General features: G+C 62.9%; 11 protein-coding genes, 1 tRNA gene and 1 pseudogene. 8 read left to right on the top strand and 5 right to left on the bottom strand.

Features of this window, described 5'->3' with window-relative positions:
- The first annotated feature begins 2 nt into the window (after nucleotides 1-2).
- The 3 genes from AB4136_RS01915 to lpdA all read left to right on the top strand — a co-directional run bounded on the left by AB4136_RS01915 (nucleotide 3) and on the right by lpdA (nucleotide 3,793).
- Nucleotides 3-1,016: an alpha-ketoacid dehydrogenase subunit beta gene (locus AB4136_RS01915; protein ID WP_024923271.1), complete on the top strand. Its 1,014-nt coding sequence runs from the start codon at nucleotides 3-5 to the stop codon at nucleotides 1,014-1,016.
- Nucleotide 1,017: 1 nt separating this feature from the next.
- A complete protein-coding gene (locus AB4136_RS01910) occupies nucleotides 1,018-2,331 on the top strand; it encodes a dihydrolipoamide acetyltransferase family protein (protein WP_024923270.1) in 1,314 nt (437 codons plus the stop codon).
- 64 nt (nucleotides 2,332-2,395) lie between these two features.
- Nucleotides 2,396-3,793, top strand: coding sequence for a dihydrolipoyl dehydrogenase (lpdA, locus tag AB4136_RS01905; protein ID WP_024923269.1), 1,398 nt, complete (start codon nucleotides 2,396-2,398; stop codon nucleotides 3,791-3,793).
- A 106-nt stretch (nucleotides 3,794-3,899) separates the two neighbouring features.
- On the opposite strand, the gene AB4136_RS01900 is transcribed toward lpdA, so the two are convergent.
- Nucleotides 3,900-5,003, bottom strand: a complete 1,104-nt coding sequence (locus AB4136_RS01900) for a saccharopine dehydrogenase family protein (RefSeq protein ID WP_024923268.1) — start codon at nucleotides 5,001-5,003, stop codon at nucleotides 3,900-3,902.
- 100 nt (nucleotides 5,004-5,103) lie between these two features.
- Between AB4136_RS01900 and AB4136_RS01895 the strand changes: the two are divergent.
- Nucleotides 5,104-5,556, top strand: a pseudogene (locus AB4136_RS01895) (Lrp/AsnC family transcriptional regulator); the annotation flags it as partial.
- Nucleotides 5,557-5,619: 63 nt separating this feature from the next.
- Here AB4136_RS01895 and AB4136_RS01890 read toward each other — a convergent pair.
- Nucleotides 5,620-5,694 (bottom strand) — tRNA-Gly (locus tag AB4136_RS01890).
- A gap of 226 nt (nucleotides 5,695-5,920) precedes the next feature.
- Between AB4136_RS01890 and AB4136_RS01885 the strand changes: the two genes are divergently transcribed.
- The 4 genes from AB4136_RS01885 to AB4136_RS01870 all read left to right on the top strand — a co-directional run bounded on the left by AB4136_RS01885 (nucleotide 5,921) and on the right by AB4136_RS01870 (nucleotide 8,457).
- Nucleotides 5,921-6,418, top strand: a complete 498-nt coding sequence (locus AB4136_RS01885) for a prolyl-tRNA synthetase associated domain-containing protein (RefSeq protein ID WP_024923266.1) — start codon at nucleotides 5,921-5,923, stop codon at nucleotides 6,416-6,418.
- A 71-nt stretch (nucleotides 6,419-6,489) separates the two neighbouring features.
- A complete protein-coding gene (gene trxA / locus AB4136_RS01880; RefSeq protein ID WP_137900343.1) occupies nucleotides 6,490-7,464 on the top strand; it encodes a thioredoxin in 975 nt (324 codons plus the stop codon).
- Between the two features lie 92 nt (nucleotides 7,465-7,556).
- Entirely contained in the window at nucleotides 7,557-8,228 is a 672-nt protein-coding gene (locus AB4136_RS01875; protein WP_024923264.1) for an LON peptidase substrate-binding domain-containing protein, read from the top strand.
- Nucleotides 8,229-8,250: 22 nt separating this feature from the next.
- On the top strand, nucleotides 8,251-8,457 hold the full coding sequence (locus AB4136_RS01870) for a Trm112 family protein (RefSeq protein WP_024923263.1): 207 nt from the start codon (nucleotides 8,251-8,253) through the stop codon (nucleotides 8,455-8,457).
- A gap of 66 nt (nucleotides 8,458-8,523) precedes the next feature.
- On the opposite strand, the gene AB4136_RS01865 is transcribed toward AB4136_RS01870, so the two are convergent.
- From AB4136_RS01865 to AB4136_RS01855, 3 genes are read right to left on the bottom strand one after another with little or no spacing between them, the layout of a single operon-like run.
- A complete protein-coding gene (locus AB4136_RS01865) occupies nucleotides 8,524-11,922 on the bottom strand; it encodes an error-prone DNA polymerase (protein ID WP_024923262.1) in 3,399 nt (1,132 codons plus the stop codon).
- Entirely contained in the window at nucleotides 11,919-13,388 is a 1,470-nt protein-coding gene (locus AB4136_RS01860; protein ID WP_024923261.1) for a Y-family DNA polymerase, read from the bottom strand. Before AB4136_RS01860 ends, AB4136_RS01865 begins: the two co-directional genes overlap by 4 nt.
- Complete coding sequence (locus AB4136_RS01855; RefSeq protein ID WP_024923260.1) at nucleotides 13,339-14,358, bottom strand: ImuA family protein; 1,020 nt, start codon at nucleotides 14,356-14,358, stop codon at nucleotides 13,339-13,341. The genes AB4136_RS01860 and AB4136_RS01855 overlap by 50 nt, the downstream gene beginning before the upstream one ends.
- Between the last annotated feature and the right edge of the window lie 6 nt (nucleotides 14,359-14,364).

The following is a 14,364-nucleotide window of genomic DNA, read 5'->3' as shown; positions in this document are numbered from 1 at the left end:
CCATGGCACGCAAGACCATGATCGAGGCGATCCGCGACGCCATGGATGTCGCCATGGGGCTGGACGAACGTGTCGTCGTGTTCGGCGAGGATGTCGGCTTTTTCGGCGGCGTTTTCCGTTGCACGCAGGGCCTGCAGGCCAAGTATGGCAAGAACCGTTGTTTCGACGCGCCGATCAATGAATCGGGCATTGTCGGTTCGGCGATCGGCATGGCCGCTTATGGTCTGCGGCCATGTGTGGAGATACAGTTTGCCGACTACATGTACCCTGCCTACGACCAACTGACACAGGAAGCGGCGCGGCTGCGCTATCGCTCGAACGGCGACTTCACCTGTCCGATCGTCATACGCATGCCTACCGGCGGCGGCATTTTCGGCGGCCAGACGCACAGCCAGAGCCCCGAGGCGTTGTTCACACATGTCTCGGGCCTGAAGACGGTGGTTCCGTCCAATCCCTATGACGCCAAGGGCCTGTTGATCGCGGCGATCGAAGATCCCGACCCGGTGATCTTCCTGGAGCCGAAGCGCCTCTACAACGGACCGTTCGACGGCCATCACGACAGGCCAGTCACGCCATGGTCCAAACATGATCTCGGCGAAGTGGCCGAGGGCCACTATACCGTGCCGCTCGGCAAGGCCGTCATCCGGCGACCAGGCTCGGCGGTTACGGTGCTTGCCTATGGCACGATGGTCTATGTCGCGCAGGCAGCCGCCGAGGAAACCGGCATCGACGCCGAGGTGATCGACCTCAGGACCCTGCTGCCGCTCGACCTCGACACCATCGTCGATTCGGTGAAGAAGACCGGCCGCTGCCTTGTCGTGCACGAGGCGACCTTGACCTCAGGCTTCGGCGCGGAGCTGTCGGCGCTGGTCCAGGAAAACTGTTTTTATCACCTCGAGGCGCCGGTCATGCGCGTGGCTGGATGGGACACACCTTATCCGCATGCGCAGGAATGGGAGTATTTCCCCGGGCCGGCGCGCGTGGGGCGCGCACTCGTTGCGACGATGGAGAGCTGACATGGGCGAATATCTCATCAAGCTTCCCGATGTCGGCGAAGGTGTCGCCGAGGCCGAATTGGTCGAATGGAACGTCAAGGTTGGCGATCTCGTGCGCGAGGATGCCGTGCTTGCCGCGGTGATGACCGACAAGGCGACGGTGGAGATTCCGTCACCCGTGGACGGAGAGATCCTGTGGCTGGGTGCCGAGATCGGCGACACCGTGGCGATTGGCTCGCCCATCGTGCGCCTGAAGGTGGCGGGCGAAGGCAATGTCACTGCCGGCAACCAGTCGGCACCAGTAACCGAGGCGAAACCGCCGGCCGCGACCGCATCTTCCGAAAAGGAAACGCCAACCAAGGCCGAGCCGGCGAAGCCGGTCGAAACCAGCCGGCAACCGCAAAGGGCGTTAGCGGAAAGTGCGCAGCGCGTCGCCAATATCGGCGCGCCGCGCGCCGAGGGAGAGAAGCCGCTTGCATCGCCGGCCGTGCGCCTGCGTGCGAGGGAAGCTGGCATCGATCTGAGGCAGGTGGCAGGCACCGGTCCCGCCGGCCGCATTCGCCACGAAGACATCGAGGCTTTCCTGGCGCGCGGCCAGCAGACCAGCCGGCCTGCCGCCGGTCTCGCTCGCAATGAGGCGGTCGAGGAGATCAAGGTCATCGGGCTTCGGCGCAAGATCGCCGAGAAGATGAAACTCTCCAAGTCGCGCATCCCTCACATCACCTATGTCGAGGAGGTGGACGTGACGGCGCTGGAGGATCTGCGTGCGGCGCTGAACAAGGAGAAGCGCGCCGACCGGCCGAAGCTGACGCTTCTGCCGTTCCTGATGCGGGCGATGGTCAAGGCGATCGCTGAGCAGCCGCAGTTGAATTCACTGTTCGACGACGAGGCGGGGGTCATCCATCAGCATGGCGGCATCCATATCGGCATTGCCGCGCAAACGGCGAACGGCCTGGTCGTGCCGGTGGTGAAACATGCCGAAGCGCGCGACCTTTGGGATTGTGGCGCCGAGGTCAATCGTCTGGCGGAAGCCGCGAAGACGGGCACCGCGACCCGCGAGGATCTGTCGGGCTCCACCATCACCATCACTTCGCTGGGCGCGATGGGCGGCGTGGTCACCACGCCGGTCATCAACCACCCCGAGGTGGCGATCATCGGCGTCAACAAGATGATGATCCGGCCGATGTGGGACGGAACGCAGTTCGTGCCTCGCAAGATGATGAACCTTTCCTCCTCCTTTGATCATCGGATCATCGACGGCTGGGACGCGGCGGTGTTTGTCCAGCGCATCAAGGCGCTGCTCGAGACGCCGGCGCTTATTTTCGTGGACGGCTGACCATGGCGAAACCTGCCATACATCGCGCGGCCGAGGGCGGCGCGTCTGACCGGGGAAAACGGCAATGAAGGATATCTCCTGCAAGCTGCTTGTCATCGGCGCGGGCCCGGGCGGTTATGTCTGCGCCATTCGCGCCGGACAACTCGGCATCGATACCGTTATTGTCGAAGCCGCAAGGCCCGGCGGCACCTGTCTGACCATTGGCTGCATTCCATCCAAGGCGCTTATCCACGCCGCCGAGGAGTTCGAGAAGGTGGCCCATATGACGGCCGGCACAAGCCCTCTCGGGATAACCGCAAGCGGCCATTCGATCGATTTCGGCAAAACGATTGCCTGGAAAGACGGTATAGTAAGCCGGCTTACGAATGGTGTTTCAGGCCTGCTGAAGAAGGCGAAGGTCAAGCATGTTTCGGGCTGGGCCAAATTCCATGACGGCAAGACGGTCGAGGTCGAGACCGAAACCGGACTGCAGGTGATCCGCGCTGAAACCATCGTCATCGCCACTGGCTCGGCGCCCGTCGAATTGCCCTTCATGCCGTTCGGCGGGTCGGTGATCTCCTCGACTGAGGCACTGTCGTTAGCCGAGGTTCCCGCCAGATTGGCCGTCGTCGGGGGCGGCTATATCGGCCTCGAACTCGGCATGGCTTTCGCCAAGCTCGGCTCCAAGGTGACGGTCGTGGAGGCACTGCCGCGCCTGCTCGCGCAATATGACGCCGAGCTGACCAGACCGATCGCGAAGCGGCTCGGAGAACTCGACGTCGACGTGCTGACCGAAGCCAAGGCCAAGGGTCTTTCGGCCAAGGGCGACGCGCTGCTGGTGGAAACCGCTGCCGGCAAGGAAGTGAAGATCGCTGCCGACAAGGTTCTCGTCACCGTCGGGCGCAAGCCGGTGACCGAGGGCTGGGGGCTCGATCAGATCGAGCTCGACATGGCTGGCAGGTTCATCCGCATCGATGACCAATGCCGCACCTCCATGCGCGGCGTCTTTGCCATTGGCGACGTGACCGGCGAGCCGATGCTGGCGCACCGGGCAATGGCTCAGGGCGAGATGGTGGCCGAAATCCTGGCTGGCCACAAACGCAGCTGGGACAAGCGCGCCATACCGGCGGTGTGTTTCACCGATCCCGAAGTGGTCAGCGTTGGGCTCGCTCCCGACGAGGCGAAAGCGCAGGCCGGCGAAGTGAAGATCGGACAGTTTCCGTTTTCAGCCAATGGCCGCGCCATGACCAAACTCGGCGAGGCCGGTTTCGTGCGCGTCGTTGCGCGCGCCGACAACCATCTGGTTCTGGGCATCCAGGCGGTTGGGCACGGCGTGTCGGAATTGGCGGCGGCCTTCGGGCTGGCGCTGGAGATGGGCGCTCGGCTGGAAGACATCTCCGGCACGATCCATGCGCACCCGACCCAGGGCGAGGCTTTCCCGGAGGCCGCGCTCAAGGCGCTCGGCCACGCTTTGCACATCTAGGCCAGATAGGTACCGGCATAACAAAAGGGCCCGCCAACACATGGTTGGCGAGCCCTTTTGTTATTCGAAGTCGTTGGTCGGGTTCTCGTCGAACCCGGCGTGATGATCAGCTTGCCAAGCGGCCGGCGCGTTCGTGCTGCGCATAGGCGCGGCCGAAGCGGTTGGCGAGGAAGGTGTCGAGCGCGATGTCTTCCTGCCGCACAAAACCGCGCGCCGGCAGGCTGCCGTCGGCCAGCATGTCGAGCACGGCGCAGATGCCGGACGCCGTGGTGATCTGGATCGCGCTGCGCACGGTCTGGCCAGAGCGCTGGCTGTAGATCTTGTTGGCGTAGGTTTCCTGCAGCAGCCGGCCGTTCTTACGACCCGACACGGTGACGAAAACGATGACCACGTCCTGCATGGTGGCCGGCAAGGCATTCTCGAGGATGTCCTTCAGGACCTCGCGGCGATGACGCAAGCCAAGGTCGTTGAGCAGCGCCTTCATGATCGCGGCATGGCCGGGATAGCGGATTGTGCGGTAGTTCAGCGTACGGACCTTGCCCTTCAAAGTCTCAGCCAGCGTTCCAAGCCCGCCGGAAGTGTTGAACGCCTCGTAGGTGACGCCGTCGAGCGAGAACTCCTCGCGTTCCTCGAGCGGCGGCACTTCGATCAGCTCGCCCTCGACGATCGCCTCGCAAGGCTCGCAATATTCGTTGATGACGCCGTCGGTGCTCCAGGTCAGGTTGTAGTTCAGCGCGTTGGACGGATATTGCGGCAGCGCGCCGACGCGCATGCGCACGCTCTCCAGGCTGTCGAAGCGGCTGGCCAGATCGTTGGCGACAATCGAGATGAAGCCCGGAGCCAGGCCGCATTGCGGGATGAAGGCGGTCTTGACCGTCTTTGCCAGTTCCTTGACGCGGCGGGTGGAGGCGACGTCCTCGGTGAGGTCGAGATAATGAACGCCGGCGGCGGCAGCGGCCTCGGCGATGCGGGTGGTGAGGTGGAAAGGCGCGGCGCTCATGACGGCGAACTTGCCGGCGAGCACGGTTTCCAGGGCGCCGACCGCTTCGATGTCGGTTTCGACCGCAGCCACACCGGCCGGTACTTCCAGCGCCGCCAGCTGGGCGGCGGAGCGGTCGACGATGGTGACGCGATAGTCACCGGTTTCGGCCAGCATGCCGGCAATGGTCGAGCCGATCTTGCCGGCGCCAACGACGACGATTTCCTTCATGGGTTGCTCCAGTTTTTCGATTTGAACTTTACCGGAGGAATCGCAGTTTGCCGGACGAATGGAAGTGTGCGATTGAGCGAAACGCCGATCCTTTTCGAATAATTCGCCGAGCCAAGTCGTCATTATGCTTAGTCAAGCCGATAGAGACCTGATCGCCCTGCTGCGCGAGAACGCCCGCGCGTCGACCGCCGAACTGGCGCGCCGGCTGGGCGTGTCCAGAACCACGGTGCAAAGCCGCATCGAGCGCCTGGAGGCACGCGGCATCATCGTCGGCTACGGCGTCAGGCTGGCGCCCGACTACGAACAGGGACTGGTCAGGGCGCATGTGCTTTTGACGGTGGCGCCAAAAGCCGCGGATCGCGTGGTCAAGGAACTGCGGGCGCTCGCGCAGGTGCGGACGCTGCATTCGGTCAGCGGCAGCTTCGACATGATCGTGACGGTGGAATCGGCGTCGATCAGCGATCTTGATTCGCTCATAGACCGCATCGGCGCAATGGAGGGCGTGGAACGCACGCTCTCCTCGATCATCCTCTCAACCCGGATCGACCGATAGGCCTACGGCCAAAAACGAAACGGCCGCCCGAAGGCGGCCATGTCGTTTAACCGTTAAGATAATTGGAGCGGGTGAAGCGATTCGAACGCTCGACCCCAACCTTGGCAAGGTTGTGCTCTACCCCTGAGCTACACCCGCTCGCGCGGCTTTGGGCCGCAAGCCGGGCCTATATGGCCGAAGAGCGTGACGATTGCAACAGGGAAAAATGCACATATTCGCATCGTCGCCAAAACAGGCGAAATCGGCTTTGCGGCCGACCCGCCTTACATTATTGGGTCTGAGGTTCGCTATCGGTACGGAGGCAGGCAAACTGCGGCCTCGAAGCCCGGTGGGCGGGAAGCGGAACAAAGATAACGAGGCAGCGATGGCCAAAACCGAAGATCAGCTTTTCGCCTTCCTGACCGGATTGGGCATAGAAGTGTCGACGCAGCGCCATGCTCCGCTCTTTACGGTGGCGGATTCCCAGGCGTTGCGCGGCGAAATTGCCGGCGGGCATACCAAGAACCTGTTCCTCAAGGACAAGAAGGACAATTTCTTTCTGGTGACCGTCGACGAAGAGGCCGAGGTCGACCTGAAGCAGATCCACCAACTGATCGGTGCCTCAAGCCGCGTCTCCTTCGGCAAGCCGGAGATGCTGATGGAACTGCTCGGCGTCGTTCCGGGCGCGGTGACCGTCTTCGGGCTGATCAACGACGGCGAAAACCGGGTGAAGATCGTGCTGGATGAGGCTTTGATGGAAAATTCCGTCATCAATGCCCACCCGCTGACCAATGAGGCAACGACATCGATCGCCGCGACCGACCTGATCAAATTCATCGAGGCAACCGGCCATGAGCCTGTTATCTTGAAAGTCTCGGCGTGATCGCCACATTGGGTGGCAACCGGCATCCGTGATCGGGCTGCCACTGCATGCGCGGCCGAAAGGACAGAATGATGAGCGACCAAAATCCGTTTGGCGGCATGAGCAACGCCTATGCCACGACCGTGCAGTATGGCGGGCAGGGTGGCTCGACGGAACCGGCGAACGGCGCGGGCCAGAATCTGATCAAGGACACGACGACGGCGGCGTTCACCGCGGACGTCATTCAGGAATCGCGGCGCCAGCCCGTGCTGGTCGATTTCTGGGCGCCGTGGTGCGGCCCGTGCAAACAATTGACCCCGCTGCTCGAAAAAGCGGTCAATGCTGGCGGTGGCAAGGTCAAACTGGTCAAGATGAACATCGACGATCATCCGGCAATCGCCGGTCAGCTCGGCATTCAGTCCATCCCCGCGGTGATCGCCTTCAAGAACGGACAACCGGTCGACGGTTTCATGGGCGCTGTCCCCGAAAGCCAGATTCGTGAATTCATCGATCGTGTCGGCGGCAAGGGCGACGGCCTGGCGCAGCTGGCCGAGGCCCTGACGGCGGCTGGCGAAGCACGCACGGCCGGCGACGTGCAGACGGCGGCGGATATCTATCAGGCTGTGCTGGAGCGGGCGCCCGACACTGTCGAGGCAGTCGCGGGGTTGGCGGAAATTCTGTTCGATTCGGGCGATACCGCGGGCGCCGAGGCCGTGCTCGCGCAATTGCCGGAAGCCAAGGCGGACGCGCCGACCATCAGCGCATTGCGCGCACGCATGGCGCTTGCCGCCCAGGCGGCATCGCTCGGCAATCCGGCCGAATTTGAGCGACGCCTCGCCGAAAACCCGAAGGACCACGAGGCGCGTTTTGACCTGGCGATGATCCAGAATGCGTTGGGTGAGCGCGAAAAAGCTGCCGACAATTTGCTGGCGATCATCAAGGCGGATCGCAGCTGGAAGGACGATGGCGCGCGGTCACAGTTGCTGCAGCTGTTCGAAGCCTGGGGCATGGCCGACGAGGCAACACTTTCGGCACGCCGGAAGCTGTCGTCGCTGCTCTTCGCTTAAAGCGGCCTGCGCGCACTGACGCCCGGATTGGGCGTCGCGATTGGGCCAACACCTGTGTTTGGCTTTCGAGACGGTCATACGAAGAGGAAGGGATGCGAGCGGGAAACGCGCGATATCGGCTTGAAGCGGATTTTCCGGCCTCGATCGCGGTCTTCCCGCTGAGCGGAGCGTTGTTGCTGCCAGGCGGGCGATTGCCGCTCAACATCTTCGAGCCGCGTTATCTGCAAATGGTGGACGAGGTGCTGGCCGGATCGCGCCTGATCGGCATGATCCAGCCGGACCTGGAAGGCGTTCTGCGCAAGGACGGAGAACCCGAACTGAGCGGCGTTGGCTGTATCGGCAGGGTTATCTCCTATATGGAAACGGGCGACGGCCGCTACGTCGTTTCCTTGCAAGGCATATGCCGGTTTCGCGTCACGCAGGAACTCACGGTGCGCACGCCGTTCAGGCAATGCCGCATCGCGCCCTTCTTGGCCGATCTCGACGAAGACCCCTCGGCTGCCAGCGTGGACCGGACCGCCTTGCTCAAGGCATTTCGCGCCTATCTGCAGGCCAACGAACTGGAAGCGGACTGGGAAAGCGTAAGCCGCGCCGACAACGCCATGCTGGTCAATGCGCTGTCGATGATGGCGCCTTACGGGCCGGCCGAAAAGCAGGCGCTGCTGGAAGCACAGGATCTGAAAAGCAGGGCCGAAACGTTGATCGCGATCACGGAGCTGACGCTGGCCCGCGACAACGAGGATTTCGGCTCCGGCCTGCAATAGGATCGTGAACGGGAGACGAGGGATGGGCGATCGCGAAGGCAAAAAGATCGACGTCGATCCGAAGCTGCTGGAACTGCTGGTATGTCCTCTGACCAAAGGACCGCTAAGCTGGGATGCCGAGCACGGCGAGCTGGTCTCGCGTGTCGCCAAATTGGCCTATCCGGTGCGGGACGGAATTCCGATCATGCTGCCTTCGGAGGCGCGGGCGATTGCACCCGGCAAGGGCTGAATGCATTCCAAACCCCGTGGCGACCAGATGACGCAGGTCGATCGCAGCGGTTGGCGATAGGCCGCGCTAATGAAAATTACGCCCCTTCGGCATGACGCGCTGCGCGTCTTCGGCATGTGTCGGGAAATCCTGTTCGGGGACTGTTTTCCGATCCACTCGGTCGGCGGTACGGCTTTGGTCCGACGGCCCGGGCAAGAGCCTGTTTCCAGTTGCCGGTGAATTCGCTGCATCCGGCTGCCCGGTCTCCAGCAGCGACGAGAGCCAGGGCGTCAAATCTTCGATCTTGTCGGCGACGATGTGGATGACATCGGACTCGCATTGCAGCTTGCCGGTGACGCGAACGAAGCGCGCGCCCATGATAACCGGGCGATATCGATCGAATGTCCGTGCCCAGAAGATGATATTCGCGACGGTTTTCTCGTCCTCCAGTGTCAGAAAAATGGCTTTGCCGTTGCCCGGCCGCTGGCGCACGAGGACAAGCCCGGCGACCGTGACACGTCTGCCGTCCGGCACCGAAGACAGCAGCGCATTCGGCGTGACGCCGCTGCGGGCGAGCCGGTCGCGCAGGAACGAGACGGGATGCGCCTTCAAGGACAGGCCGAGCGACCGGTAATCGTGGATGACGTGCTCGCCCGGTCGCATCATCGGCAGCTTCGTCTCTGGCTCCAATTCGGGCAACCTGATCTGCGGCTGATCGAACAGAGGCAGTCTTTCCGTGGCCTTGCGGCCATCGAGCGCACGCACCGCCCAGAGCGCATCGCGCCGGCTGATGCCGAGCGAGCGGAAAGCGTCGGCCTCGGCCAGTTTCTCGATCTCGTCAGTATCGAGGCCGGAGCGTAGCCAGACATCGCGCACGGATTCGTAACCGTCGCCGCGCCGGGCCGCGAACATCAGCATCCGATCCTCCGATAGCCCCTTGATCTGGCGAAATCCCAGCCGGACGGCGTGGTCGGTTTTAATGACGCCGCGCATCTCGGCATGGCGAGATGTGATGCGCTGGGGATCGAACGAGGCTTTTTCGAGCGCGCAGTCCCAGATCGAGGCATTGATGTCGACATCGCGGATTTCGACACCATGATCGCGCGCATCGCGCACCAATTGGGCCGGTTGGTAGAAACCCATGGGCTGCGAGTTAAGGATCGCTGCGCAGAAGACGTCGGGATAAAAGGTCTTGAACCAGCAGGAGGCATAAACGAGCAGGGCGAAGGAGGCGGCGTGGCTTTCCGGGAAGCCATATTCGCCGAACCCTTCGATCTGCTTGAAGCAGCGCTCGGCGAATTCACGGGGGTAATCCTTGCGGACCATGCCTTCGATCATCTTCTCCTTGTAATTGCCGATGGTTCCCATGCGTCTAAACGTTGCCATGGCGCGGCGCAGCTCGTCCGCTTCTCCGGGTTTGAAGCCGCCGGCAACTATAGCGATCTTCATCGCCTGTTCTTGGAACAGCGGTACGCCATAGGTCCTGCCCAGGATCTCCTTCAATTCGTCCTTGTAATACTCGACCTCTTCCCTTCCTTGCCGCCGGCGCAGGTAGGGGTGGACCATATTGCCCTGTATGGGACCGGGCCGCACGATAGCCACTTCGATGACGAGGTCATAGAACTCTCGCGGCCGCAGTCGCGGCAGCATCGACATCTGCGCGCGTGATTCAATCTGGAAAACACCGAGCGTATCCGCGCGGCAGATCATATCGTAAACACGCTTATCCTCTTCCGGCAGTGTCGCTAGCTCATACGGCCGATCGAATTGATCGCGGACGGCGGGATAATGGCTTTTCAACAAACTGAATGTGCGTTTCAGGCACGACAACATGCCGAGCGCCAGGACGTCGACTTTAAGCAATCCAACGGCGTCGAGATCATCCTTGTCCCATTCGACCATCTTGCGTTGGTCCATTGCCGTCTTGACGATAGGTACGATCTCGTCGAGGCGATCCTTGGTGATGACGAAACCGCCGACATGCTGCGTGAGATGGCGCGGGAAGCCCATGATTTCGTTGGCGAGATCGAGGACATATCTGGTCAACGGGTCCGTATGGGCAAGACCGCCGGCCTGGGTCTCTCGCTCGCCAAGTTCGGATGAATACCAGCCCCAGATCGAACTCGACAAAGCGCTTCGGACATCCTCGGATAGACCCATTGCCTTGGCGACCTCACGCAAAGCGGAGCGGCCGCGATAGGTGATCACCGCCGCGGCAAGTGCAGTATGCTTTTCCTTATATTTCTCATAAATATAAGCGATAACCTCCTCGCGGCGTTCATGCTCGAAATCGACATCTATGTCGGGCGGTTCGTTACGCTCTTCAGAGATGAAGCGCTCGAAAAGTGCATGGATTTGATTAGGCCCGACCGGCGTTATACCGATGCAGTAACAGACGACGGAATTGGCGGCAGAGCCACGGCCTTGACACAATATGCCTCGGCTGCGTGCGAAGCGAACGATGTCATGTACGGTCAAGAAATAGCGCGCATACCCCATTCGCCCGACCAGGGCCAATTCTTCCCTGATACGCGAGGACACGGGCTGCGGTACTCCGTCAGGGTAGCGCTCCACTGCTCCTTCCCAGGCAAGTCGTTCCAGTTCCTGCTGCGGCGTTGCGCCATCGCGCGTCGGTTCGTCGGGATAATTGTGACGTAATTCCTGTAGTGAAAAGCTGAGGGTCTCGGCGAAGCGCAGCGTTTCGGTAAGCGCCTGTGGATGGCGACGGAAAAGACGAGCCATTTCTTGCGTCGGCTTCATATGGCGCTCAGCATTTGCAGCGAGTTCCATTCCAGCCTCGGCTACAGGGACGTTGAGCCGGATCGCAGTCACCACATCCTGCAGCGGTCGCCGTTCTGCGCAATGATAGAGTATGTCGTTAGTGGCCATGAAAGGCAGACCAGCGGCTTGTGCCAGACCTTGAGCCTGCTCGATGCGAAAGAGGTCGTCGCCTTGATATTTGGGCGCGGCAGCGAGCCACAGATTTCGACCGAAACGTTCCTTCAACCGGCATAACAGCGGTAGTTCATCTTGGCCGGGGGAAAGACGGGGCAGTATGGCGAGAGATATATGGTCACCCCCTTTGAGGAGGTCGTCGAGATAAAGTAGAGGAGCCCCCTTTTCTCCGCGAAGATTCGCTTCGGTTAAGAGCCGGCACAGATGCCCCCAACCGGTTCGGTCCTGAGGATAGGCCAAGATATCCGGGACACCGTCGCAGAACACCAACCTGCAACCGGGATGATAAGGCAGCCAAACCGCCTCGGTCTCGTTGGAAAGCTGAATATGCCGCGATTGGCTCCAAGCACGCACCACACCGGCAACGGTATTACGATCTGCAAGTCCCATGGCGGTGTAGCCCAGCGCGCATGACATCACGACCAACTCCTCCGGGCGCGAGGCGCCGCGCAGGAAGGAAAAATTCGACTGCACGCCGAACTCGGCATAGGCCGGCAGGGCAGATGGCGCGCGCAGGTTGGCCGTCTTCATGCGAACACCCCATGCATGAACCAGCGCGGCGGCGGTTCGGAATCGCTGTAAAAGCCCTGGCGATAGAGCCAGTAGCGGCGGCCGTCCGTATCCTCGACGCGATAATAGTCGCGTGTCGGCTCCTGCTTGCGCCACCACTCCGCCGCGATGCGTTCAGGGCCCTCGACGCTGGCGACACGGTGCAGCGCGCGCCGCCAGCGGAACTGCGGCGGCGGGCCATCCGGGATTTCCGTGGCCGGAACCTCGATCGGTTCCGGCACCCGGAACAGCCGGATCGGGCGTTCCGGCTGGAAAGGCGTTGTGGTGGGCAGGTTCCTGGGGGCGGCGGGTTTCTTCGGCGGCGATACACGCTGCGGCGGGTTCTCCCAGTAGGGGATGGTCGTGACGGCCCGTTCCGGCAGATGGCTTTCGATGGCGACCGGTTTCATCACGGCACCATCGCCCAGGCGGGCACGGATACGGTCAACGAAGAGAGCGAGACCTTCCTCGTCTTCCTCGACATCGCCGGCGAGGTCGGCTTGTCGTATATCGAAAGGCGCGGTGGTCAGGACGGCGAGGCGAACGAGATCGAAACCGTAGCCGGCATCGAAATCCTCAGCGATCGCGGCCAGCCTTTCATGGAACAGTTTCTGGACGAGCCGCGGCTCACGCATCGGCCGCGACGTGCCGACGACAAGCCGGCTGACCACGCCATCGACCCTGAAAAGCAGGAGTGCGAGCGCCCTGGCGCCTTCGCCTCGCCGTTCGAGATCGGTTTTCAGCGCCGTCGCGAGCAAGAACACCAGACGCTCGATGTCGTCGGTCAGGGTGATCGGCTCGGCAAGATGCCGCTCGACCGAAAGAGGCGCGACGGGCAGGCGCGGCGACACCGCCTCATCCTGCCGGCCGAGCGCCTGGTCGAGCCGCAGGAGCAGGGTCGCGCCGAAACGGCGCACCAGCGGCGCGCGTGGCGCCGCCATGACGGCGCCTGCCGTGCGAAGACCGACGCTTTCCAGGCTGCCGCGCACCTGCGGATCGAGGCGCAGCGCGGTCAGCGGTAGGGGTGCCAGGAGCCTCTCCTCATCACCACGTTCGACGATGCATTGCCTGGAAAATCGCGCGGCAGCCCAGGCAGCCCCGGCTGTCGAGGCGATGCCGGCGCGCACGTCGAAACCCTGATGGAAAAACCGGGCCAGGATCTCATCCAGCATGGCGCGTTCGCCGCCGAAAAGATGCGCGCAGCCGGTGATGTCGAGGAACAGGCCGTCGGTACCGTCCAGGGCGACCAGCGGTGTGTAGCGGTCGCACCAGTCGGCCAGGCTTTCGAGCAGGCGCAAATCCGCCTGTGGATCGGCTTCGATGATGTCGATCGCCGGATGCATGGCGCGGGCGTCGGCGATGCCCATGCCGGGTTTCAGGCGCAATGCCTCGGCTCGTTCATCGAGCGCGGCGATGCGTTGCGCGTTGCGGTCGCGATGGCTGATCACCAGTGGGTGATGACTGGAAGGGCGGGAACGCCACGACCGCCCCAGGCGCTGCCGCAGTATCCGCTCCGCCGGAAGATGCGGAAACCAGAGCGACAGGATCCTTTGCTCCTTCTTGCGCGTCCCTTCGCCATTTGCCGGTTCCGCCCACGCGCTTTCTGTCCAGGAATGTGCGTTCATCGGGGTTCCACTCCAGTGTGAATTGTCCAGGCTGTGCCGCGCGGCTCTTGTCGATGGTGACGGTGAAGGCCGGGCGGCCGATCGAGCCGTCCAGCGGTCCGGCGACGGTGAGGCGAGGTGCGGCGGGTGCGGGGGCGACGACAAGACGGACAGGGGCGGCCGTCGGTTCGGCGAAGGCTGCCTGGCGCAGCAGGAATACGGGCCGGCCAGCCATCTGCGCGCGCCGATGCAGCCGCCGCGTCGCCGTGAGGTCGAGCCGTTCGGAATTGCCGCGCAGCTCCAGAACGACGGCCGAGAGCGCCGTCAGCCCGGCCGCTTCCTCGGCGATCCACAAGGCGTCGACGAGCTTTGGCGCCTCGGCATAAAGCAACATCTCGGGCGCGATGCCGAAACCGGCCTGAAGACCCCGCGCGTAAGGAAAGCCGGCCTCGCGGAAGATCTCGGCGGTGCCGACCCAGAGGATGGGGGCAGGCGAGCCCGCCGCTTTCAAGGCCAGGCCGGCAAGGGAGAGCGCGAAACCGGCGACGGTGCCGGCGTCGCGCGTCTCGGCGCCATGGAATTCGGTGAGGGCGGCTTTCGGCAGGCCGCCGCCCAGGGCGGCGTCGAGGCGGCCGGCACCCGTCGCGAGCAGCCCATGGCTTTCGGCCACGCCGCCACGGCGAACCAGCATGCGATCCGCGTCGAAGGCATCGCCGGCAGGCGCGTCGAGGCGCTCGGCCAGTGTTCCTTCGATTTTCGCGATCTGGCGGCGCAGGGCAAAAACAGTGTCCCGCACCACAGCGCTTGTCGCCATGGTGTT

Source organism: Mesorhizobium sp. 2RAF21 (assembly GCF_052115345.1).
Lineage (GTDB): Bacteria > Pseudomonadota > Alphaproteobacteria > Rhizobiales > Rhizobiaceae > Mesorhizobium > Mesorhizobium terrae.
Note: the sequence above shows the minus strand (reverse complement) of the source record. Positions and strands in the feature narration are given on the sequence as shown.